A 20913-nucleotide genomic window follows, 5' to 3' on the forward strand; every position below is an offset into this window, starting at 1 on the left:
GGAGGAGCTCGAAGCCATGCCCCAATATTCGCATTCGGTGGGCACCCGGACCTACACCTTCGCAGGATTGCGCGAGCTGCTGGCCCGCGCCACGCCGGCCCGCTCGGGCGATCACCTCGCCGGCGTGGCGGCCGGCAGCGCCGAAGAGCGCGTGGCGGCCCAGATGGCCCTGGCCGCCCTGCCCCTCACCACGTTCCTGAACGAAGCCGTGGTGCCGTATGAAACGGACGAAGTCACGCGCCTGATCGTGGACGGCCACGATGCCGCCGCCTTCGCGCCCGTGCGCCACCTGACCGTGGGCGATTTCCGCGACTGGCTGCTGGGCGACGACGCCGACATGGCCGCGCTGGCAAGGCTCGCACCGGGCATCACGCCGGAAATGGCGGCCGCCGTGTCGAAGATCATGCGCATCCAGGACCTGGTACTGGTGGCGCGCAAGTGCCGGCCCGTGACGAGGTTTCGCAATACGATCGGCCTGCCCGGCACGCTGTCGACGCGGCTGCAGCCGAACCATCCGACGGACGACGCTTCCGGCATCGCCGCCAGCCTGTTCGACGGCCTGCTGTACGGCAGCGGCGATGCCGTCATCGGCATCAACCCGGCCACGGACAACGTGCCCCAGGTGATCCACCTGGTCCAAATGCTCGACGAGATCATCGCGCGCCATGCCATCCCCACGCAATCGTGCGTGCTGACGCATGTGACGAACACGATCGCCGCCATCGACCGGGGCGCGCCCGTGGACCTGGTGTTCCAGTCGATCGCCGGCACGCAGGCGGCCAACGCCAGCTTCGGCATCGACCTGGCGCTGCTGGAGGAAGCCCGCGCCGCCGCCCTGTCGCTCGGGCGCGGCACCGCGGGCGACAACGTGATGTACTTTGAAACGGGCCAGGGCAGCGCGTTGTCGGCCGGCGCCAGCCATGGGGTCGACCAGCAGACATGCGAAGCGCGCGCCTATGCGGTGGCGCGCAAGTTCAAGCCGCTGCTGGTGAACACCGTGGTCGGCTTCATCGGACCGGAATACCTGTACGACGGCAAGCAGATCACGCGTGCCGGCCTGGAAGACCACTTCTGCGGCAAGCTCCTCGGCCTGCCGATGGGCTGCGACGTGTGCTACACGAACCATGCCGAAGCCGACCAGGACGACATGGACGTGCTGCTGACGATGCTGTGCACGGCCGGCTGCACGTTCGTGATGGGCATTCCCGGTTCGGACGACATCATGCTGAACTACCAGACCACGTCGTTCCACGACGCCCTGTATGCGCGCCGCGCATTGGGGCTGCGGCCGGCGCCGGAATTCGATGCCTGGCTGCGCGAGCTGGGCATTTTCACGGGCGACGGCGAAGTGTGCCTGGGCCGCACGCTGCCCGCGCCCTTCCAGCGCGCGCTGCTGCAACTTTCCTGAAGGAGGCCATCGTGTCGGACCCCATCGGCAAGCCCGATCCCTGGCAGGCGCTGCGCCAGTTCACCGCGGCGCGCATCGCCCTCGGCCACACGGGCGTCAGCCAGCCCACCTCCGCCCAGCTCGATTTCCAGCTCGCCCACGCGCGGGCCCGCGACGCCGTGCACCATGCGCTGGATGCTGGCGCACTGGCAGGGGCGATCGAGGCCGCATGGCCGGAAACGGGCCCGTGCCTGGTGCTGCACAGCGCGGCGGAAAACCGCCATGTGTACCTGCAGCGGCCCGACCTGGGCCGCAGGCTGGACGCGGCCTCGCGGGCGCTGGCGCAGCGCGCGGATGCCGGAGCGCGCCCGTTCGACGTGGCATTCGTGGTGGCGGACGGCCTTTCGTCGCTGGCCGTCGCCCAGCACGCGGCGCCGTTCCTGGCTGTGCTGCATGAGCGGCTGCATGAGCGACTGCATGAGCGGCAGCACAACGAACCATGGTCGCTCGCCCCCGTCGCCATCGTGCAGCAGGGCCGCGTGGCCGTGGGCGACGAGGTGGGTGAATTGCTGGGCGCGAAGGTCGTCGTCGTGCTGGTCGGCGAGCGGCCGGGCCTCAGTTCGCCCGACAGCATGGGCCTGTACATCACGTGGGCGCCGGCCGTGGGCATGACGGACGAGCGGCGCAACTGCATTTCGAACGTGCGGCCGGCCGGGCAGCCTTACGGGGAAGCTGCGGCCAGGCTGCACTACCTGCTGGCGGAAGCGCTGCGGCGGCAGCTCACCGGGGTCGGGCTGAAGGACGAGAGCGGCGGCCAGGCGGCGCTGCGCGCGGACGGGGGCAGGAAGTTCCTGCTCTGATCACGGTGCCGCCTTCGGTGTCGCCCGCGGGTCGATCGACGTGATGCTGACCGCCACGGGGTCGCTGGCCGGGAAGGATTCGTCCAGCGCTTCGTCCAGGTCGTCCGATTGCTTGTCTGCCTGCGTGTTCGTTTCGTTGGCCCGTTGCGCGTTGCCCGCTGGTGCCCTGGGTTTGGCCGGCTGGGGCTGTCGAGGAATCGTCATATGCCCTCCTGATCGTAAAAGAACATTCTATGTCGTTCGGCGGAGTATGCGCCCCTGCCGGAAGTGATACCGCTTGCCGGGCCGGTGTTCCCTCGAATGGATCCCGCACTCCGCTGGCAGGAACGCGGCGGTATCCGGGAACCGCCCTCAGCTGCCCTGCCCCTGCATCAGTGCCGTATAGCGCCGCTGCATCTCTTCCGGCGACATTTGCTCGATGCTGTGGCCGATGTTCCAGCGGTGCCCGAACGGATCGCGCACCACGCCGCCGCGCTCGCCGTAGAACTCGTCCTGCACCGGGCGTTCGATGCTGGCGCCGGCCTCCACGGCGCGCGCAACGACGGCGTCGGCATCGTCCACGTGCAGGTGGATGGTCACCGGCGGCCCCTCTGCCGAACGTGGACCCTGGATGCCGTATTCAGGGTACTCGTCCGACAGCATCAGCGTGACGCCACCGAAGTCGAGTTCGGCATGCCCGATGCGGCCGCCGGGTTCCGTCAGCCGGAACTTTTCGGTGGCGCCGAATGCCCGGCCATAGAAGTCGATCGCCGAGCCGGCGTCGTTCACACACAGATACGCAAACAGTTCGTGGACCATTGCAAGCCTCCTGAGTGAGGAAAGGGCGAGAGATCACTATAGACGCCGGCGGCCCGTTTGTGAACCGGCCCGGGGGTGCCGCTCCCGCCTTTCGTCGACCTGTTTGCGGAAGGTATCGAATCCGGCGCACTGGACCGGCATCTCTTGCAATACACAATTATCCGACCAAAAGTAGCAAAAACTCACTATCATGCTCCAGACATCAATTGCTCCCTCATCCGTTCTTTGAGGCACCAGTTTTGCCGTGTTCAAGGAGGGGCTGGGTACATCCACAATATGGATAACATATCGAAACCCTTGGCGCGTGAACATTTGCTGGCATCGGTGATGCAGGAATGGACAAGCCGCGTCACGAAAGAAGTACCGGTCACGGCAAATCTTGACACGTCCATCCTGGTTGGCTCTGTTCCCTTGATACTCGACCGGATAATCGAGTCGTTCGATAACGGCCTGAACCCGTCCATCATCGCGGACAGTAATCTGGGCGCTGCGCATGGACGGGAGCGCGCATTGATGACGGACTATCGGCCGTGCGACATCATTCATGAATTGCAGATTTTCTCCGACATTATCCTTTCCCCATCGAGCAAGGCCGTTGCTCCCTTCGCGCCTGATCAGATGGGCCGCGTACGTTGCCTGATCGACGAAATATCGCGTGACAGCCTGAACGGATACAGCGATGTGCATGAAAAGGCGCGTGACCTGTTCAATTCCGCGGTCAGTCGCGATGTGCGCAACCTGCTGAATGTCGTCGGCGTCACTGCGCAGCTGGTCCAGCAGAAAACCACGGATCCCAGCGTGGAAAGCATGGCGAAACGAATCACTGCCAAGATTTCGGAAGCCGATGGAATGCTCCAGGCCGTCGCCACCCAGTCTTCCCTGCAACGCAATTTGAAGTTGAAACTGTCGGTGACCCAGGTAAACCTGAACAGCTTGCTTGGCGAAGTCAGCCTGGAATTCACGAATTCTCCGCAAGTCATCAAGATCCATTGCGACCGGATCGACGGCTTTTGGAACTGGGCAGCCATGGAAAGCGCGGTGCGGCACCTGATTACCTATGCGCAGAGATTCAGTTCCGGCACGGGCGAAATCGACATTGCCGCCAGCATCCGGCATGGCCGGCTGTTATTGTCGGTGTCCAGCAACACATCGTTCATCGCGCCCGACGAACTTGCCGCACTCTTTGAAACAGCCGAGTACAGTTACGGGAATCACATCTCCGGCGGCAAAGGCATGTCGTTTGTCCGGGATGTCGCGGAAAGCCACGGCGGGTCGCTCATCATTCGCAGTTCCCGCTCGGCAGGCACGGTCTTCACGATCAATATTCCGCTGGATGGGAGGCCCCATATAGAGGGCTGACCGGTTCGACCATATCTGCTCTTCCAATAGCCTGTTCGGTAACAGCAAGGTCGGTGCGGATTCCACCACGCGCACCCGCGCTCCGGTTTCAGCGCAATATGCGGAACTCGCGACGGAAACCGTAGTAGTGGCGCCGTCGCCGCTGCCCACGACAGGTCCGGGCCGATCGCCAGCAGTGGGCAGACGAGAACGGATATGGGAGCCCTGCCTGCCTGGGGCATCGATTCACTGCGCATGAACATTGTATTTGCCAGCGCGCGGCAGGCCTCCAATAGAAGGCGGAAATGCAACTAAAAGTAAGAATAATTTATTACAGATGATAACGGATGCAGATCGCGAACAATGTGCATTCATACGCGGTAGAAGGCTTTGGAAACCTGCGCCGGATAGTGTCCGGCCCCCCACCGATTCGTCCCTGTTGTACTGCCAGCGGCTGACCGTGCAGACGGCTGCACGTCCAGGACAATTTACTTTCCCCAGAATATATAAATTCCCAAAAGCAACACTCGGATGACGAAACACGGCCAAACACGCGTGTCTCAGCCGTCCCGTGCGTGCAGTGTTCTATAATTCTATCCAATTACCACGCCTCGTTTTGCTGACATTACCGACGTCCGGCGAATCCTTCGAACAACCCGCAGCGCCGATTGCCGGCAATTCCGATGACACAGCAAAGCCATTCCGGTGGACTTCCGATCACCGACGACGCAACCGAGTTTTACTCTACCAAGGAAGCCGCCGCCATCCTGGGCGTGGCCCACCGCACCGTGCAGTTGTGGGTGGAAAGCGGCGTGCTCCAGGCCTGGAAGACGGCGGGCGGCCATCGCCGCATCGTCAAGGAATCGGTCGCGCGGCTTGCGGAGCAGCGCCGCCAGGCCCATGTCGACAGCGCCAGCGCAAAAGCGCCCTCGCGCCACCGCATACTGGTCGTCGATGACGAGCCTGCGATGCTGCGCCTGTATGAACTGGAGCTGGCCGGGTGGGACATGCCGATCGAGGTGGTAAAGGCCCGCGATGGCTTCGAGGCGCTGCTGGAAATCGGCCGGGAGCGGCCACAGCTGCTGATCACCGACCTGCACATGCCGGGAATGGACGGTTTCCGGATGATACAGAAACTGCGCGCAAGTGAAGAGTACGCTAACATATGTATCGTTGTAGTAAGTGGTATCGAGCGCTCGACGATCTCGTCGATGGCGCTACCGTCCGACATACTGGTGCTGCCGAAGCCGGTGCCGTTCGAGCGCCTGCGCACCGCCGTCGAAGCCGCCTTGCAGGCGGGTTGATGGCCTGGGCCCGGTGTGCATGGCACATCCTGCGAGGCCCGCAATGCACGATTATCCATTACCGGCGAACGAACAACAGCGGCTGCACACCCTGCGCTCGCTCGACCTGCTCGACACCGCACCGGAAGAGCGTTTCGACCGCATCATCCGCATGGCGGCGCGCCTGTTCGACGTACCGATCGCCGTCTTCAGCCTGATCGACCGCGACCGTCTCTGGCTCAAGGCCAGGCTGGGCTGGGATTCCAACGAGCACCCGCGCGCCGAATCGATCTGTACCCACACGATCGTGCAGGACGACGTGCTGGTGATCGCCAACCCCGGCGCCGATCCGCGCTTTGCGGACTTTCCCGCGCTGGCCGGCCCTTCGGCCGTGCGCTTCTACGCGGGTGCCCCGGTCAAGGCCCCGAACAGGACCAATATCGGCACGCTGTGCGTGGTGGACATACGGCCACGCCGCCTGGATGCCGCCCAGCGGTCGCTGCTGGCCGACCTGGCCGCCACGATCGAAAGCGAGATTGCGGCCGGTACGGTTCGCCGGGCCTTGCAGGTCCAGCACGAGAACGAGGTGTCGATGACGGCGCTCCTGAACCGGCTGCCGGAAGGCTGCATCCTGCTCGATCCGGAGGGATTCGTGGAATGGGCGAACCCGGCGGCGGAACGCCTGTACCGGGCCGAACCGGGCATGCTGGTCGGCCAGCCGTCCAGCGACCTGCTTGCCAGTGACATCGGCCCCCTGCTGCAACGCATCCACGACGGGGCCGGGTGCCAGTTGCAGGCCACGGGACGTCGCCTCAACGGTCATACATTCCCCGCAGAGTTTTCGGCCAGCATGGTGCACATGGCGAATGCCGAACGCTACGTGGTCATCCTGCGCGACATCGCGCCGCGGACGGAAAACGAACGGCGCGATCGCGCCACCGATGAGCGCCGGCGCAAGTACTTCATCACCGCTACCCATGAAATGCGCACGCCCATGGCAAGCGTGGTGGGATTCACCGAGCTGCTGCTCAAGCGCGATTTCTCGCCCGACAGCATGCGCGAATTCGTCGGCATCATCCACACCCAGGCGACGCGGCTGGTCAAGCTGATCAACGAAATGCTCGACCTGGCGCGCATCGAGTCGGGCGGCACCGACGCGCTCGACATCGGTCCGCGCAACGCCGCGACAATCGTCGAGGAGGTCGTGGCGGGCCTTGACGGCCTCGCCGACCGTGAAGCGATCCGCACGCATATCGCCCCCGCCATGCCGCCCGTGCTGGCCGACGCCGGCAAGCTGCAACAGGCCCTTCTCAACCTGGTCGGCAATGCGATCAAGTATTCGGCTCCCGGTTCGCCGGTCGATATCTCGGTCGGCCCCGTGCAGCACGACGGACGCGATGTCATCGCCTTCCGCGTACGGGACCGTGGCGAGGGCATGACGCCCGAACAGCAGGAGCGCGCATTCGAGCCCTTCTATCGCTCCGAGAACCGGCGCGACGTGGTGGGGAGCGGCCTCGGTCTCACGATCGTGAAGGAAATCGTCGAACTGCACGGGGGCTGCGTGCAGCTGGAATCGGCCCCTGGCGTGGGCACGACCGTCAACCTGCTGCTGCCGGCCGCCGCGCAATGAGCCCGCTGATCCTGGTTGTCGACGACCTGGTGGAATTGCGCCTGCTGGCGATGCTGACACTGGCTCCGCTCGGCAGGGTCGACTGCGCCGCCGACATCGCCGGCGCGATGGAGCTCATCGACCGCGAATATCCGGACGTGCTGGTGCTCGACGTCATGCTGGCGCGGGGCGAGGACGGGCTGGACCTGTGCCGCGCCCTCAAGGCCGAACCAGCCACCCAATCGATCCGTATCGTGCTGCTATCGGCCCGCGGGCAACAAAGCGACATCGAAGAAGGGCTTGCGGCGGGCGCCGACCGGTATGTTGTCAAACCGTTCAGTCCGGAACGACTGGCTGCCATCGTCGACGAACTGCTGCCGTAATATCCGCCTGCCCCGCGCCTGCCCCCTGGCGCCTGCCTTTCCAGCCCTTCCTTTCCCAACTGTTTCTGATTTGCCACAAGGAAAATGTGATTCCTTGTGGAAATCAGTAAAAGTGATACACTGCGTTCGCGGCTTAACGATAAAAGTGATACCGCTCCCTACCCGCCCGGGATCGACGGCGGCAAGCCAGCAGAGCGCCATGAACCGATATCTTGTTGCATTGACTGTTTGCCTTTCCCAATTTTTGAGCACGGCAGCCTTCGCCGCCGACGGCGACATCGCCGTCGCGATGCGCGCCTTCAAGGTTGTCGCCACCGCAAAGGGTGTCGAACTGGCGCCGACCGACAAGGCCCTGCCGGGTGACACGATCGAATACCACGTCGACTACCGCAACACGGGCAAGACCCCTGCCCGCGACGTGATGGCTACCCTGCCGGTCCCTGCCGGCGGCATGGCCTACGTGCCGGACAGCGCCGCCCCCGCCGCCGTGACGGCCAGCATTGATGGCAAGGAATTCGCCGCCGTGCCGCTGCAGCGCGTCGTCGTGCGCAATGGCCGCAGCGTCACCGAAACCGTGCCGCCGTCCGAATACCGCTTCCTGCGCTGGAAGCTCGGCGAACTGGCCGCCGGCCAGTCCGCCACCGTGAAATCGCGCATGCGCCTGGCCGGCGATGCGCCACGCACTCCCCAATAACTACCGTTCTCAACCAGGAAATTGTCCATGAAAGCCATCAGTCTGAAAGCCCGCGCACCGCAACTGGTGCTGGCCACCTCCCTGCTCGCCGCAGCCAACGGCGCGCTGGCCGCCACCGCCGCGGGCACGTCGATCACCAACCAGGCCACCGCCGTCTACTTCGATTCCACCAACAAGCAGCAAACGGCCACGTCGAACACCGTCGTCACCACCGTGCAGCAGGTGGCCAGCCTGACGATGCCGGCCGGCACCGCCAAGAACGCGAGCGCCGGTACCCCGGTGGTGTATCCGCACAGTGTGACCAATACCGGTAACGGCGCGGACACGTTCAACCTGACTTCGGCGAACAGCGGCGGCTTCACGATGGCGGGCGTGGTGTTCTACGCCGATGCCAACGGCGACGGCGTGGCCGACAACGCCACCCCGATCACGAGCACGGGCAGCCTGGCGGCCGGTGCCACGTTCAACTTCGTGGCGGTGGGCACCCTGCCTGCCGGCGTTGCCAACGGCACCACCAATGCGATCACGGTTACCGCAACCAGTGCTTTCACCAACACCGTGAAGGCCACCAGCACGGATACCACGACCGCCGCATCGGCGGCCCAGATGGACATCACCGCCAACACGGCGGGCGGCAACGCGCCGGGTTCCGGCGCCGGCGCCGAAGCGGCGGCCGTGATCACCAATACCGTGGTTGCCGGCGGCACGACCCGCTTCACGCTGGTGCTGAACAATGCCGGCGGCAGCCCGGACACGTTCAATCTGCAGTCGAGCACGAGCGCAACGTTCGCCAACATGGACCTGCCGGCCGGCTGGACCGTCGTGTTCAAGGATGCCAGCGGCAACGTGATCACCAACGCCAGCGTGGCAGCCGGCGCACAGAAAACCGTCTACGCCGACGTGACCGTGCCGGCCGGCGCGCCACAGGCCACGACGGACCTGTACTTCCGCGTCACGTCGCCCACGACCAGCGTCAGCGACACGATCCACCAGGCGGTCACCGTGGGCGAAGCACCGGCCCCGCTCACGCTGAGCAAGGCGCAGGCCCTGGACAAGGAATGCGACGGCACGGCCGACACCCCGTACAGCAATGCGCCGATCACGACCGGCGCGGTGCCGGGCGCATGCATCCGCTACCAGATCACGGCCACCAATTCGGGCCCGGCCAACGTGAACCTGGTGGTCATCCGCGATACGATCCCGGCGAACACCACGTACCACGCGACCGGCCCCGTGGCCACCACGCTGGGCGCGATCACCACGCTGCTGGCCGGCCCGATCACCCAGCTGGAAGCGGGCGTCGGCACGCTGGCCCCGGGCCAGTCGGCCACGATGTCGTTCGGCGTCAAGATCAACCCGTAATCCCCTTCCCTCCACCGTAGCGCCTTCCTGCCGCGCCCTAGCGCGCGGCAGGCGGGATTCGTGCATTCGCATTTTCCAGAAAATCCGCCATGCGTTCCATCCTCGCCCGCCTTGCCGCCACCCTGATGTTCGCCACCGCGATGCTGTCCGGCACGGCGGCGCATGCCACGATCACGAACCAGGCCAGCGTCACGTATGCGGATGGCAAACCGGTGGAATCGAACATCGTGCGGGCGGACCAGGCGGTCTCGATCACCTATTTCACCGGCGGCGACTATACCAATACCGCCAGGCTCGCCGCCGCCGGCCGGCCGCTGTACGTGCAGGCTTCCGCCAGTGCCTGCAACGCCGATGCCGGTGCCGTCGACAAGGTGGCTGTCGTGCTCAAGTCGGCCAGGACGGGCGACAACGAGGAATACGGTGCCACTGAGACGGCGCCCAACAGCGGCCTGTTCCGCCTCGATACGACGGTGATGCCCGCCTATGTTGCAGCAGGTACCGGCATGCGCGCGAATGACGGCCAGCTGCACGTGGGCGCCAACGACCAGCTGGTTGCCTGGATCAACGACTGCGGCATGGGCGAGGCCACGAGCTCGGTGCTGGTCGACCCGAGCGGCATCGTGTTCGACAGCCGCACCAATGCCAGCCTCGCAGGCGCCACCGTCACGCTCATCGACGTGACCGGCGAAGGCAACGGCGGCCTGCCGGGCGCACCGGCGCGCGTGTTCGACATCGACGGCACGACCGCCCTGCCGAGCACCATGGTCACCGATGCGGACGGCCGCTATGAATTCCCGCTGGTGGCGCCCAGCCTGTACCGGATCGACGTGACCGCGCCCCGCAACTACACGTTCCCGTCGAAGGTCGAGCCGGGCGCACTGCCGGCCGGCCGCGACATCCACCTGCACGGCTCGTTCGGCGGCAGCTTCATCGTCAGCGTCGCCAGCGGCGCCGTGATGATCGACCTGCCGGTCGACAGCGTGCCGGGCATCCTGTATGTGGAAAAGGCGGCGTCGCGCGCCACGGCCGGCATCGCCGACTTCGTCGACTACACGGTACGCATCCACAATACCGGCGACATCGCGCTGCAGGGCGTGGCTGTCGACGACACGCTGCCGGCCGGCTTCCGGCTCGAGCCGGGCAGCGCGCGCCTTGACGGCCACCGCGCGGCCGACCCGGCCGGCGCCCAGGGGGCGGCACTGCGCTTCGCCATCGGCGAACTGCCGGCAGGCGGCACCGCCGTGCTGCGCTACCGCGTTCGCATCGGCGCCGGCGCGCTGCAGGGCGACGGCACCAACCGTGCCCGCGCCACCAGCGCGGTACCGGCGCTGGCCAGCAGCGAAGCGGCCGCCAAGGTGAAGATCGAAGCCGGCGTCTTCAGCGACAAGGGTTTTATCGTCGGCAATGTGTTTGCCGACTGCGACGGCAACGGCCTGCGCGACGCCGGCGAGCCGGGTGTGCCGGGCGTGCGCATCTACCTGGAAAACGGCAACTGGTCCGTGACCGATGCCGATGGCCGCTACAGCTTCGCCGAACTGGCGCCGCGCACCCATGTCGCCAAGGTGGACATGTCCACGCTGCCGGCCGGCGCCGCGCTGGCCGTGCTGTCGAACCGCAACGCGGGCGATGCGGGCAGCCGTTTCGCCGACCTGCGCGACGGCGAACTGGCCAAGGCCGATTTCGCCATCGCCGGCTGCGCGCAGCGCGAAGCCGTCGAGGCACGCGCGGCTGAACTGAAGCGCCGCAACGAGGCCGAACAGCAGGCTGCCGCGAGCACACCGGGCAAGGCCACCCTGGCCGACCTGGAAACGCTCGACAACAAGCTCGATTTCGTGGACCTGGCCGATGGCGCCATCATGCCCGGCACCCAGGCCACCGTGCGCGTCAAAGGCGGCGCCGCCGTTACCTTCACGCTGCGCGTGAATGGCGAAGCCGTGGCGCAGGAACGCGTCGGCAAGCGCAGCACGCTGGCCGAGCGCCAGATGGAAAGCTGGGAATTCATCGGCGTGCCGCTGCGCGCCGGCAGGAACGTGCTGGAAGTGGAACAGCGCGACCAGTTCGGCAACCCGCGCGGCCAGCGCAGCATCACCGTGGTGGCGCCGGGCCCGCTGGCACGCGTGCGCGTCGAGCTGCCGAAAACGCAAGTGGCCGCCGATGGCCGCACCCCGGCCGTCGTGCGCGTGCGCCTGGAAGACGCCGCCGGCATTCCCGTTGCCGCCCGCACGCCGGTGACGCTGGATGCGTCGCGCGGCCAGTGGCAGCAGTCCGATCCCGATCCGCGCGAACCGGGCCTGCAGGCGATCGTCGAAGGCGGCAGCGCCGACTTCACGCTGCGCGCCTCGAACGAGGCGGGCGACGCGCGCATCACCGCGCGCAGCGGTACCCTGGAAGGCACCGGCACCATGGCCTTCGTGCCCGACCTGCGCCCGCTGGTGGCGGCCGGTGTCGTCGAAGGCATGGTCAGCCTGGGTCGCTCCAGCGGCAACACGACGAACCCTGCACGCACTTTCGACGGCTTCGAGGACGCGCTGCGCGGCCTGTCCCGTTCGTCCGGCGCAAACACGTTCCAGGCCGGCGGCCGCGCGGCCGTCTTCATGAAAGGCGACGTGGGCAACGACACGCTGCTGACGCTGGCCTACGATTCGCAAAAGGAAACAGAGCAGAAGCTGTTCCGCGACCTCGACCCGCTGGCCTACTACACCACGTATGGCGACGAGTCGAAACGCGGCTTCGATGCGCAATCCACCGGCCGCCTGTACCTGCGCGCGGACCGCGAGAAATCGTGGCTGATGTACGGCGACTTCACGCCACCTTCGGTCACGCCGGCGCGCAACCTGGGGGCCTACAACCGCAGCCTGAACGGCCTGCGCGGCCACTACGAGGCCGGCGGCCTGGCGGTCGACGCGTTCGCCAGCCACGACAGCACGCGCCAGGTGGTCGAGGAATTCGCCGCCAACGGCACGTCGGGCCCGTTCCTGACCGGCGCCGGCATCATGGTCATCAACAGCGAGCGCATCGAAGTGATCGTGCGCGACCGCAACCAGCTCGGCGTGATCCTGTCGGCCAGCCCGCAGGCACGCCATGCCGACTACGACATCGAGCCGCTGACGGGCCGCATCCTGATGCGTGCCCCCGTACCGAGCCTGGACGCCGAGCTGAACCCCGTATCGATCCGCATCAGCTATGAAGTGGACCAGGGCAGCCCGACGTTCTGGGTGGCCGGCGCCGCCGCGCAGTACAAGGTCGGCAAGCATGTCGAAGTGGGTGCCAGCTATGTGGACGACCGCAACCCGATCGCCGCCACCACGCTGGCCAGCGTGAACGCCACCGTGAAGCCGGACGACAAGACCATCATCATCGTCGAGGCGGCGCACATGGACCGCATGGACAAGAGCGGCCGCGCCGCCCGCATCGACGCCACGCGCGCCGACGGCAAGCTGGAGAGCCACGTATTCCTCGGCCGCGCCAGCGCGGCGTTCGACAATCCCTCGTCCAGCCTCCCGAAAGGCCGCACCGAGGGCGGCGCCCGCGCCGCCTATGCGCTGACCGACAAATTCAAGCTGCTCGGCGAGGCGCTGCATACGCAGGACGTGACGACCGGCGCCGCGCGCGACGGCGTGCAGGCCGGTGCCGCCTACACGTTCGATGGCGGCGTGCGCGTGGAAGGCGGCGTGCGCCGTTCGCGCGAACAGGCCGGCGCCGGCACCGTGCTGGCGCAGCCCGACCTCACCAGCGTGCGCGGCAAGGTGTCCGCGCAGGTACCGGGCATGCCGCAGGCTTCCGTGTTCGTGGAAGGCGAGCAGGATGTCAAGGACAGCGGCCGCCGCATGGCCGCCGTTGGCGGCGAATACCGCTTCGCCGGCGGCACCCGCGTGTACGGCCGCCATGAACTGATCAGCAGCCTCGGTTCGAATTATGAACTGAACGAAGGCATCCAGCGCAACGCTTCCGTGTTCGGCATCGACTCCGACTACATGAAGGATGGCCGCGTGTACTCCGAATACCGCGCGCGCGGCTCGGACCTGGCGGATCGCCAGGCGGAAGCGGCCATTGGCCTGCGCAACCTGTGGACCATCGCCGAAGGCGTGCGCGCCAGCACCACGTTCGAACGCGTGCAGGTGCTGGCCGGATCCGCGGCCAACGAATCGATCGCCGCCACCGGCGCCCTCGAGTACAGCCGCGATCCGCGCTGGAAAGGCACCGCGCGGCTGGAACTGCGCCATGGCGAGGACAGCGACGGCCTGCTGAACACGCTGGGCCTGTCGTGGAAACTGTCCGATACGTGGACCTTCCTCGGCAAGAACACGGCATCGGCGACCCGCACCACGGGCGGCACGCGCGTCAATGAACTGCTGCAGACCGGCGTGGCCTACCGCGCGCTGGAAACGCTGGGCTGGAACGGCCTGGCGAAATACGAGTTCAAGCTGGAATCCGATTCCGGCCTGGCCGACATGCGCCGCGCCGTGCACATCGTGTCCACCAATGCCAACTGGCAGCCGCAACGCGCCACGATCGTCAGCGCGCGCTATGCCGCCAAGCTGGCGCAGGACCGCTCGGCCGGCCTGGACAGCCGCACGTTCGCCCACCTGGTCAGCGCCCGCGTCATGCACGAAGTGAACCGCGACTGGGACGCCGGCGCCATCGTGCAGGCACTGGCCAGCCGCGACGGCGGTACCCAGTTCGGTGCCGGCCTCGAAGCGGGCTACCAGGTAGTGCGCAATATGTGGGTCTCGGCCGGCTACAACCTGCTGGGCTTCAAGGAGCGCGACCTGGCCGGCGGCGACGCCACCGGGAAAGGCGCGTATGTGCGCCTGCGCATGAAATTCGACGAACGCACGCTGGACAACCTGCTGTCCGCCAAAGCCTTTTAACCGGGATCCGCCATGATGACGCTCCGTTTCCACGAATCGATGTTCCGCGCGCAGTATTGGCTGGCAACGCTGCTGCTGGCTTGCGGCCTGGCCGCCAGCGCCGACGCCGGCGCGGCCTGCACCACCACCGGGGCCTGTGTATCGACGGGACCACGGCTGGCCAGCGTGGACACGACGAAAAGCGCCCTCCTCAACCCGCTGCTGGGCGGCCTGCTGGGCAGCGACATCAGCCTGACGGCGGCGGACTGGAACACGCTCGCCACCGGCGAAGTCAACCTGCTGGGCTTCCTGACCGCCCTGCAGGCCCAGGCCAACGTATCGAGCCCGGCGCAGGCGCTGAACGCCAGTGTCACGCTCGCGCAGGTTGCAGCAGCGCTGGGCGTGCAGGCAGAAGCGCAAGCCAGCACCAGCCTCACCGCCGTGCTGGCAGGCCTGGCAGGACAGCTGGGCGGCGCGGGCGCCACCGTGCGCGTGGGTGAACTCGTCAAGGTCACGGCCGATGCGGGCACGCTGGCGCGGACGACGATCAATTCGCTGGACATGCTGACCGGCCTGATCCAGCTGTACAACAAGCGCAACGTGGCGTTCACACCGCAACCGGTCGGCATTTCGGGCGGCGTGCTCGGCATGACAGGTATCCTGAACAGCGTGCAGCTGTATGCCCAGGTGATCGAACCGGCCGTGTACATTTGCGGACCGACGGGCGCGACCTTCCACAGCGCGGCGATCCGCGTGAAGCTGAAACTCGACCTGGTCACGCTGGCGCCGGTCACGGACGTGCTGACCGCCCTGCTGGGAAAGACCGAGATCGCCATCGGCCAGCTCGACGTGTATGTCGAGATCGGCCGCGGCGAAGGTACGCTCGGCACGGTGGATGCCGTCAACCGCGCCGTGACACTGCAAGCGTCGCCCGGCGTCGCCGATATCTATATCGGCTCGATCGCGGACAGCTTGTTCTTCAACCGCACGCGCCGCATCAACGCCGCGACGGACCTCAAGCACGGCAAGGTGGGGACGCTGTCCGCCGTCGGCCTGTCGGTGCTGGACATCGAACTCAAGGCCTCGGCACGCGGCCAGGCGCCGCTGGGCGGCACCACCGTTTCCTTCAGCGGCCCGTTCCCGCAGACCCGTACCGTCAGCAGCAGCGCCATGTTCGTCACGAACCTGGTCGGCAGCCTGGTATCGAGCATGGACCTGCGCATCCCGCAACTGGGCCTCCTCAGCGGCACGGTGACCGGCCTGGTCAAGGGCCTGGTCGTCGATGTGCTGAAGCCGATCCTCGCGCCCATCCTGGGCGGTGTCGTCGACCCGCTGCTGCAGTTGCTCGGCATCGGCCTGGGCCAGGTGGTGGTCACCGTCAACGGCATCTGCGAGGCATGCGACGAGTTCAAGCTGCTCAAGGCCGTGGACAAGGCCAACGCCGCACCGGGCGCTGTCATCGCCTATACGATCACCTACCAGAACACGGGCAGCACCACGCTGAACAACCTGAAGATCGTCGATGCCACGCCGGCCTTCACCGTGTTCAGCGGCGGTGCCTGCGGCACGCTCGGCGCCGGTCTCACGGGCTGCTCTGTCAGCGGCAAGCCGGCGGCAGGCGCCGCAGGCACCGTCGAATGGACTTTTACAGGGACGCTGGCGCCCGGCGCGACCGGGACCGTGACATTGCATGTGCTAGTCCAATAAGTGCGGGGGACCTTCCGCCGACGAACCCCAGGAAACTGTCCCGGTCATGGACCGTGGCCGGATCGAAAAGCCATCTCTCATTGGATGCACGGCCTGCCGTGGCGATGGATCGGGACGACTGCCATGGGCCCGGTAAGAGACGGTCGGGTCGCCAAGTGTACGGTGCCACTGCTTGCAGAGCAAATAATGCGGCATTGGCAGCGTTTGCATGCTGCGACGTACTCGATCCGTAACGTGCGAAAGCGGTATGTGCTATAAAAACACTATCGCGTACGAGCCGCCGCACCCTACGGAGTTGCAGATATGACGTCGTTATTCTCGACAGCGCTGAAGAACCATCATCCGGACAACCCGGCCTTCCTGCAGATGTGGCAGCTCATGCCCGACCTGCTGGCGGTGTTCGACATGTCGAACGTTACGTTCGAGCACGTCAATCCGGCATGGACGCGGCTGCTGGGCTGGGAGCCGCTGGATCTGGAGGGGGAGCATTGCACGCAGTTTTTCCATCCGGACGACCGCGACGCCAGCGAGGCGGCATTCCGCCAGGCCAGCGCCGGCGGCGAACCGATCCTCGCTTTCGAGAATCGTTGCCGTTGCAAGGACGGCACCTACCGATGGCTGAGCTGGGCACTGGTACCGGACGGTTCGAGGCTGTTCACGCGGGCGCTCGATGTCACGGACAACAAGAACGCCATGCTGGAGCTGGCGGCACGCACCATCGAGCATGAACAGGTCTGGGCACTGAGCCGGGACATGCTGGGCGTGACGGACGCGAAGGGACGCTGGATCAGCGTCAGCCCCGCTTTCAAGCGCATCCTCGGCTGGGATGAAAGCGCCCTGCTCGGGCGCACGTCGGAATGGCTCGAACATCCGGACGACCGCGAAGGAACGCGGCAGGAGATCGCCAGGCTGGCGGCGGGCGCCACCACGCTGGCATTCAGGAACCGCTTCCGGACAAGCAGTGGCGGCTACCGCTGGCTGGCGTGGACCGCCGTACCGCACAACGGGCATTTCTATTGTGTTGCGCGGGAGGTTCGGGAAGATAGGGAACCGGCGCCGGCTTGACCGGAAACGGGCGTTTTCCACGTCAGGAAGCAGGCGCGCCGAATGGCGCGCCTGGATGACTATGCGGCCAGCGCGCGTTCGAGCGTCGCGAAAAACGCTTCGCGGTCGAACAGGCTTTTTACCGACGCATCCGGCAATTCGAGGACTTCGCTGACGTCGGTGCGCATGTCGGTTACGCCGCCGCCTGCGCGCAGCAGCTTGGGCGACGGGCGCCGGGCGCTGGCCGGCAGGTGCACGATGCTGTCGACCCGGTCGACGATGACGCCATAGCGCTCGTCGCCCCGTTCCAGCACGAGGATCTTGCACTCGGACGTATCTTCCAGCGCGGGCATGCCATACAGCCGGCGCAGGTCGATCACGGAAATCATTTGCTGGCGCAGGTTCAGCATGCCGCGCACGCAATCGGGCGTGCCCGGCGGCCGTGTCATGCCGGCCGCGTACGGAATGATTTCCCGTACCTGGCAGATGTCGGTCGCCCATGGGCTGCCCAGTTCGAACGCCAGGAACACGTGCTTGCGTGCCGCGGCCTTCGTGACGTCGCGCCCAGCTTCCCGCGCGGCTTCGTCCTGGTAGATGCGGCGGTGGCCGGCGCAGACCTCGGCCAGTTCGGCGTCGCTCAGCACCCTGGCGTGATCCAGGAACAGCGTGTCCGAGCCCTCTTCGCGCGGCAGGCAGCCACGGAACATCGCGCCGCGGCGCGTGCCCAGCAAGGGAATCGGCAGCACGTCGCCGTCGAAATACGGCATGATCGTGTCGACCGAATCGACCAGGAATCCCAGCAGTTCGTCGCCAATGCGGGCGATCAGGATGCGGCGGTCCGCTTCGGTGCTCATGGCCTCGCCGCACCCCATCAAGGCGCTGAAGTCGACGATGCCCACGGCACGGCCGCGGAAATTGATCCAGCCCTTGCACAGGGAGCCCATCATGACCGACGTGCGCAGCTCCGGTACCGGAAGGATTTCCTGCACCGCCGCCATGGCAAAGGCGAACGACGTGCCGCCGGCCGAAAAGCACAGGCACTTGCGCGCCTCGGCATGGCGCAGGAAACGGGCGCGTTCGGCGGCGCGCGTGGCCGAGGACATGGCGCGCACGTGCGGCACGTTCTCGATGCGGACCAGCGCATCGGGCACCAGCACCTGCAGCAGGCGGTTGCTGTCGACGAGCAGGATCGTGCCGCCGATAACGGACTGGCCGCCGCCATGGCTGACGGTGCTGCGCTGTTCCGGCCGCACGCGCAGGATCTCGCCCGTGGCATCGAACACCAGGCCCACCAGCACGTCCTCATGCTCGAGGATCGCGATTTTCTGTGCGGTACTCGCCGCGGGAGCCTGCGGATCGAAGATGCGCGCCAGGTTGACGATCGGGATCGCCGTGCCGCGCAGTGTGAAGATGCCCTCCAGGCAGGCTGGAGAGAGCGGCATGCGCGTCACGCGCTCCGGAAATGCGACCACTTCACGGATCGCCAGTGCGGGCAGCGCGAACTCTTCTTCGCCCAGCAGGAAGCTGCCGAAGAGCTCCATGCCGCGGGCGTCGACCAGCGCGCGGGCAGCGGCGGCGCGCGCGGCCTCCATTGCCGCCAGGGCTGCCCCCGCGGCTGCGTCGAGCGGCACGCCGGCCGCCGGTGTTTCGCTCGTCATTTCGCTTGTCTGCATGATCGGTCCGGGTCCCGAAATCAGACCGTGAAGCCGGCGACGGTGCGGTTCAGTTCAGCCGCCGTGCGATTCAGCTCGTCCGTCTGCACGGCGATGGTGTCGCACGACCCGGCCGATTTTTCCGATTCCTCGGCGATGTGGTTGATCGCAACGGCCACTTCGCGCGCCGTCAGCGATTGCTCGTTGACCGAGGCGGAGATATCGCCGATCGCGAGCGACGTATGTTCCACGCCCTTGACGATGTGGTCGAACGCATCGCTGGCCTGGCGCGAAATCTCGCTGCCCTGCGCCACCCGCCTGACCGATTCCGCGATCAGTTTCGAGATTTCCTTGGTTGCCTGCGACGAGCGCTCGGCGAGCTTGCGCACCTCGTCGGCCACTACCGAGAAGCCCAGGCCATGCTCGCCGGCCCTTGCCGCTTCGATCGCGGCGTTGAACGCCAGCATATTGGTCTGGCCGGCGATCTCGCCGATCACCTTGACGATCTCGCTGATGTCCTCGGACGACTGGTTGATCAGCGCCATGGCCTCGATCGAACGGGCCACCGCCCTGGCGCCCGTCTCGGCGGCTTCCCGCGTGCCTTGGGCCAGCGTGTTCGCTTCGCCGGCACCGCGGGCGATCGTGGTGATCGAAGCCGTCAGGCCGTCGACCGATGCATTCATTTGCTCCACCGTGGCACCAAGCGCCTGCGCGCCGCCCGCCACCACGTTCGAGCGCTCGGCGATCGCCTCGGCGGACGACGACAGGCGCGCCATCTCGGAGACCACGTGGCCGATCACGCCGCGCAGGTCGGCGATCATCTTGCCCACGCCGGCACCCAGCAGGTCGATCGGATCGTTGCCCGGCATGTCGATCGTGCCGGAAAGGTCGCCGCGCGCGGCGCGTTCGACATGTTCGAGCAGCACGGCTACTTTGCGGCGGTCCTCCTCGCCCTTGCGTTCGATTTCCACTTCCAGCGCCACCTGCGCGGTGATGTCGGTAGCGAATTTCACGACCTTGCAGGGTTTGCCGTCCAGGCCGAAGATCGGGTTGTAGGTCGCCTGGATCCAGACCTGGCGGCCATCGGCGCCGATGCGCTTGTAGCGGCCGGCATCGAACTCGCCGCGGTTGAGCTTTTGCCAGAACTTGCGGTATTCCAGGCTTGCCGCGTAATCGTCGTCGCAGAACACCCGGTGGTGCTCGCCACGGATGTCGTCCAGCGTATAGCCCATCACGGCCAGGAAGTTGTCGTTGGCGCCCAGCAGGAATCCATCCATGCCGAACTCCACGACCGCTTGCGCCTTGTCGATGGCGCCGACCAGGCCGGCGTGTTCGTTGGCCCGCACCTTGTGGGCCGTGATGTCGGTGGCGAACTTGATCACCTTGTACGGGGTGCCGTTCTCGTCGAGGATCGGGGTGTACGACGCATCGATCCATACGTCGCGGCCGCCCTTGCCAATGCGGCGGTATTGCGCGCGTTCGAATTCGCCTCGGCGCAGCCCGGCCCAGAAACTTTCGTAATCGGCCGAGCGCACGTGTGCGGGATCGCAGAACATCGAATGGTGGCGGCCCACGACTTCATCCAGCGAATAACCGAGCGTTGCCAGGAAATTGTCGTTGGCATGGGTGATCGTGCCATCCATGCGGAACTCGATGAGTGCCTGGACACGGTTCAGGGCACTGTTGACGGCGTGGAGGTCTTGCTCGGCTGCTGCGTGGGCTGCGAAAGTGCTGATGTTCATTGCGATCCTGTTGGTCAAATCTGCGAAAGGCGCCTGGCGGCGGGAGGAACGCGACGTTGGCTGGGTCGACATCAGGATTATCGGATGATAGTTGCCGCAAGTAAATGCGCACGGTATCATTTTTATCGATTTGTGGTGTGCCGTGGACATTTGCGCCGGCATACGGCACGAATCGATGACCGGCAGTCATCGTGCAGGCCGCGG

15 protein-coding genes are annotated in these 20913 nt (G+C 66.2%); 11 read left to right on the top strand and 4 right to left on the bottom strand.

Annotated features, from left to right (window positions below):
- Positions 1–16 precede the first annotated feature (16 nt).
- Together ACY65G_RS06650 and eutC are read left to right on the top strand one after the other, a co-directional pair.
- Entirely contained in the window at positions 17–1408 is a 1392-nt protein-coding gene (locus ACY65G_RS06650) for an ethanolamine ammonia-lyase subunit EutB (RefSeq protein ID WP_464996581.1), read from the top strand.
- A gap of 11 nt (positions 1409–1419) precedes the next feature.
- Positions 1420–2247 carry an ethanolamine ammonia-lyase subunit EutC gene (gene eutC / locus ACY65G_RS06655; RefSeq protein ID WP_464996582.1) on the top strand — a complete coding sequence of 276 codons (828 nt, stop codon included), beginning with the start codon at positions 1420–1422 and terminating at the stop codon, positions 2245–2247.
- Here eutC and ACY65G_RS06660 read toward each other — a convergent pair whose 3' ends face one another.
- The gene (locus tag ACY65G_RS06660; RefSeq protein WP_464996583.1) at positions 2248–2451 is read right to left on the bottom strand and encodes a hypothetical protein; all 204 of its coding nucleotides are present in this window, start codon (positions 2449–2451) and stop codon (positions 2248–2250) included.
- A 147-nt stretch (positions 2452–2598) separates the two neighbouring features.
- Positions 2599–3045, bottom strand: a complete 447-nt coding sequence (locus ACY65G_RS06665) for a VOC family protein (protein ID WP_464996584.1) — start codon at positions 3043–3045, stop codon at positions 2599–2601.
- Between the two features lie 297 nt (positions 3046–3342).
- Between ACY65G_RS06665 and ACY65G_RS06670 the strand changes: the two genes are divergently transcribed.
- From ACY65G_RS06670 to ACY65G_RS06710, 9 genes are all read left to right on the top strand, one after another.
- Entirely contained in the window at positions 3343–4404 is a 1062-nt protein-coding gene (locus tag ACY65G_RS06670; RefSeq protein WP_464996585.1) for a sensor histidine kinase, read from the top strand.
- A 662-nt stretch (positions 4405–5066) separates the two neighbouring features.
- The gene (locus tag ACY65G_RS06675) at positions 5067–5687 is read left to right on the top strand and encodes a response regulator (protein WP_464996586.1); all 621 of its coding nucleotides are present in this window, start codon (positions 5067–5069) and stop codon (positions 5685–5687) included.
- Between the two features lie 43 nt (positions 5688–5730).
- The gene (locus ACY65G_RS06680; protein WP_464996587.1) at positions 5731–7296 is read left to right on the top strand and encodes a sensor histidine kinase; all 1566 of its coding nucleotides are present in this window, start codon (positions 5731–5733) and stop codon (positions 7294–7296) included.
- Complete coding sequence (locus tag ACY65G_RS06685; protein ID WP_464996588.1) at positions 7293–7658, top strand: response regulator transcription factor; 366 nt, start codon at positions 7293–7295, stop codon at positions 7656–7658. Before ACY65G_RS06680 ends, ACY65G_RS06685 begins: the two co-directional genes overlap by 4 nt.
- Before the next feature lie 199 nt (positions 7659–7857).
- Positions 7858–8352, top strand: coding sequence for a hypothetical protein (locus ACY65G_RS06690; RefSeq protein WP_464996589.1), 495 nt, complete (start codon positions 7858–7860; stop codon positions 8350–8352).
- A gap of 27 nt (positions 8353–8379) precedes the next feature.
- Positions 8380–9714 (top strand): COG1361 family protein, encoded by a 1335-nt coding sequence (locus tag ACY65G_RS06695; RefSeq protein ID WP_464996590.1) that lies wholly within the window; start codon positions 8380–8382, stop codon positions 9712–9714.
- Between the two features lie 89 nt (positions 9715–9803).
- Positions 9804–14585 (top strand): SdrD B-like domain-containing protein, encoded by a 4782-nt coding sequence (locus ACY65G_RS06700; protein WP_464996591.1) that lies wholly within the window; start codon positions 9804–9806, stop codon positions 14583–14585.
- Positions 14586–14597: 12 nt separating this feature from the next.
- A complete protein-coding gene (locus tag ACY65G_RS06705; RefSeq protein ID WP_464996592.1) occupies positions 14598–16271 on the top strand; it encodes a hypothetical protein in 1674 nt (557 codons plus the stop codon).
- Between the two features lie 303 nt (positions 16272–16574).
- Positions 16575–17336, top strand: a complete 762-nt coding sequence (locus tag ACY65G_RS06710) for a PAS domain-containing protein (protein WP_464996593.1) — start codon at positions 16575–16577, stop codon at positions 17334–17336.
- A 59-nt stretch (positions 17337–17395) separates the two neighbouring features.
- Here the strand turns inward: ACY65G_RS06710 and ACY65G_RS06715 are convergent, their stop codons facing one another.
- Positions 17396–18988 carry a chemotaxis protein CheW gene (locus ACY65G_RS06715; protein ID WP_464996594.1) on the bottom strand — a complete coding sequence of 531 codons (1593 nt, stop codon included), beginning with the start codon at positions 18986–18988 and terminating at the stop codon, positions 17396–17398.
- Positions 18989–19008: 20 nt separating this feature from the next.
- Positions 19009–20709: a methyl-accepting chemotaxis protein gene (locus ACY65G_RS06720; RefSeq protein WP_464996595.1), complete on the bottom strand. Its 1701-nt coding sequence runs from the start codon at positions 20707–20709 to the stop codon at positions 19009–19011.
- Positions 20710–20913: the final 204 nt, after the last annotated feature.

It is taken from the genome of Pseudoduganella sp. jia 12 (assembly GCF_055502675.1).

Coding starts and splice junctions, on each gene's coding strand:
- ACY65G_RS06710 (WP_464996593.1), top strand. CDS start 16,575: ATGACGTCGTTATTCTCGACAGCGCTGAAGAACCATCATCCGGACAAC.
- ACY65G_RS06705 (WP_464996592.1), top strand. CDS start 14,598: ATGATGACGCTCCGTTTCCACGAATCGATGTTCCGCGCGCAGTATTGG.
- ACY65G_RS06715 (WP_464996594.1), bottom strand. CDS start 18,988: ATGCAGACAAGCGAAATGACGAGCGAAACACCGGCGGCCGGCGTGCCG.
- ACY65G_RS06650 (WP_464996581.1), top strand. CDS start 17: ATGCCCCAATATTCGCATTCGGTGGGCACCCGGACCTACACCTTCGCA.
- ACY65G_RS06695 (WP_464996590.1), top strand. CDS start 8,380: ATGAAAGCCATCAGTCTGAAAGCCCGCGCACCGCAACTGGTGCTGGCC.
- ACY65G_RS06660 (WP_464996583.1), bottom strand. CDS start 2,451: ATGACGATTCCTCGACAGCCCCAGCCGGCCAAACCCAGGGCACCAGCG.
- ACY65G_RS06675 (WP_464996586.1), top strand. CDS start 5,067: ATGACACAGCAAAGCCATTCCGGTGGACTTCCGATCACCGACGACGCA.
- ACY65G_RS06690 (WP_464996589.1), top strand. CDS start 7,858: ATGAACCGATATCTTGTTGCATTGACTGTTTGCCTTTCCCAATTTTTG.
- ACY65G_RS06720 (WP_464996595.1), bottom strand. CDS start 20,709: ATGAACATCAGCACTTTCGCAGCCCACGCAGCAGCCGAGCAAGACCTC.
- ACY65G_RS06685 (WP_464996588.1), top strand. CDS start 7,293: ATGAGCCCGCTGATCCTGGTTGTCGACGACCTGGTGGAATTGCGCCTG.
- ACY65G_RS06700 (WP_464996591.1), top strand. CDS start 9,804: ATGCGTTCCATCCTCGCCCGCCTTGCCGCCACCCTGATGTTCGCCACC.
- ACY65G_RS06665 (WP_464996584.1), bottom strand. CDS start 3,045: ATGGTCCACGAACTGTTTGCGTATCTGTGTGTGAACGACGCCGGCTCG.
- ACY65G_RS06680 (WP_464996587.1), top strand. CDS start 5,731: ATGCACGATTATCCATTACCGGCGAACGAACAACAGCGGCTGCACACC.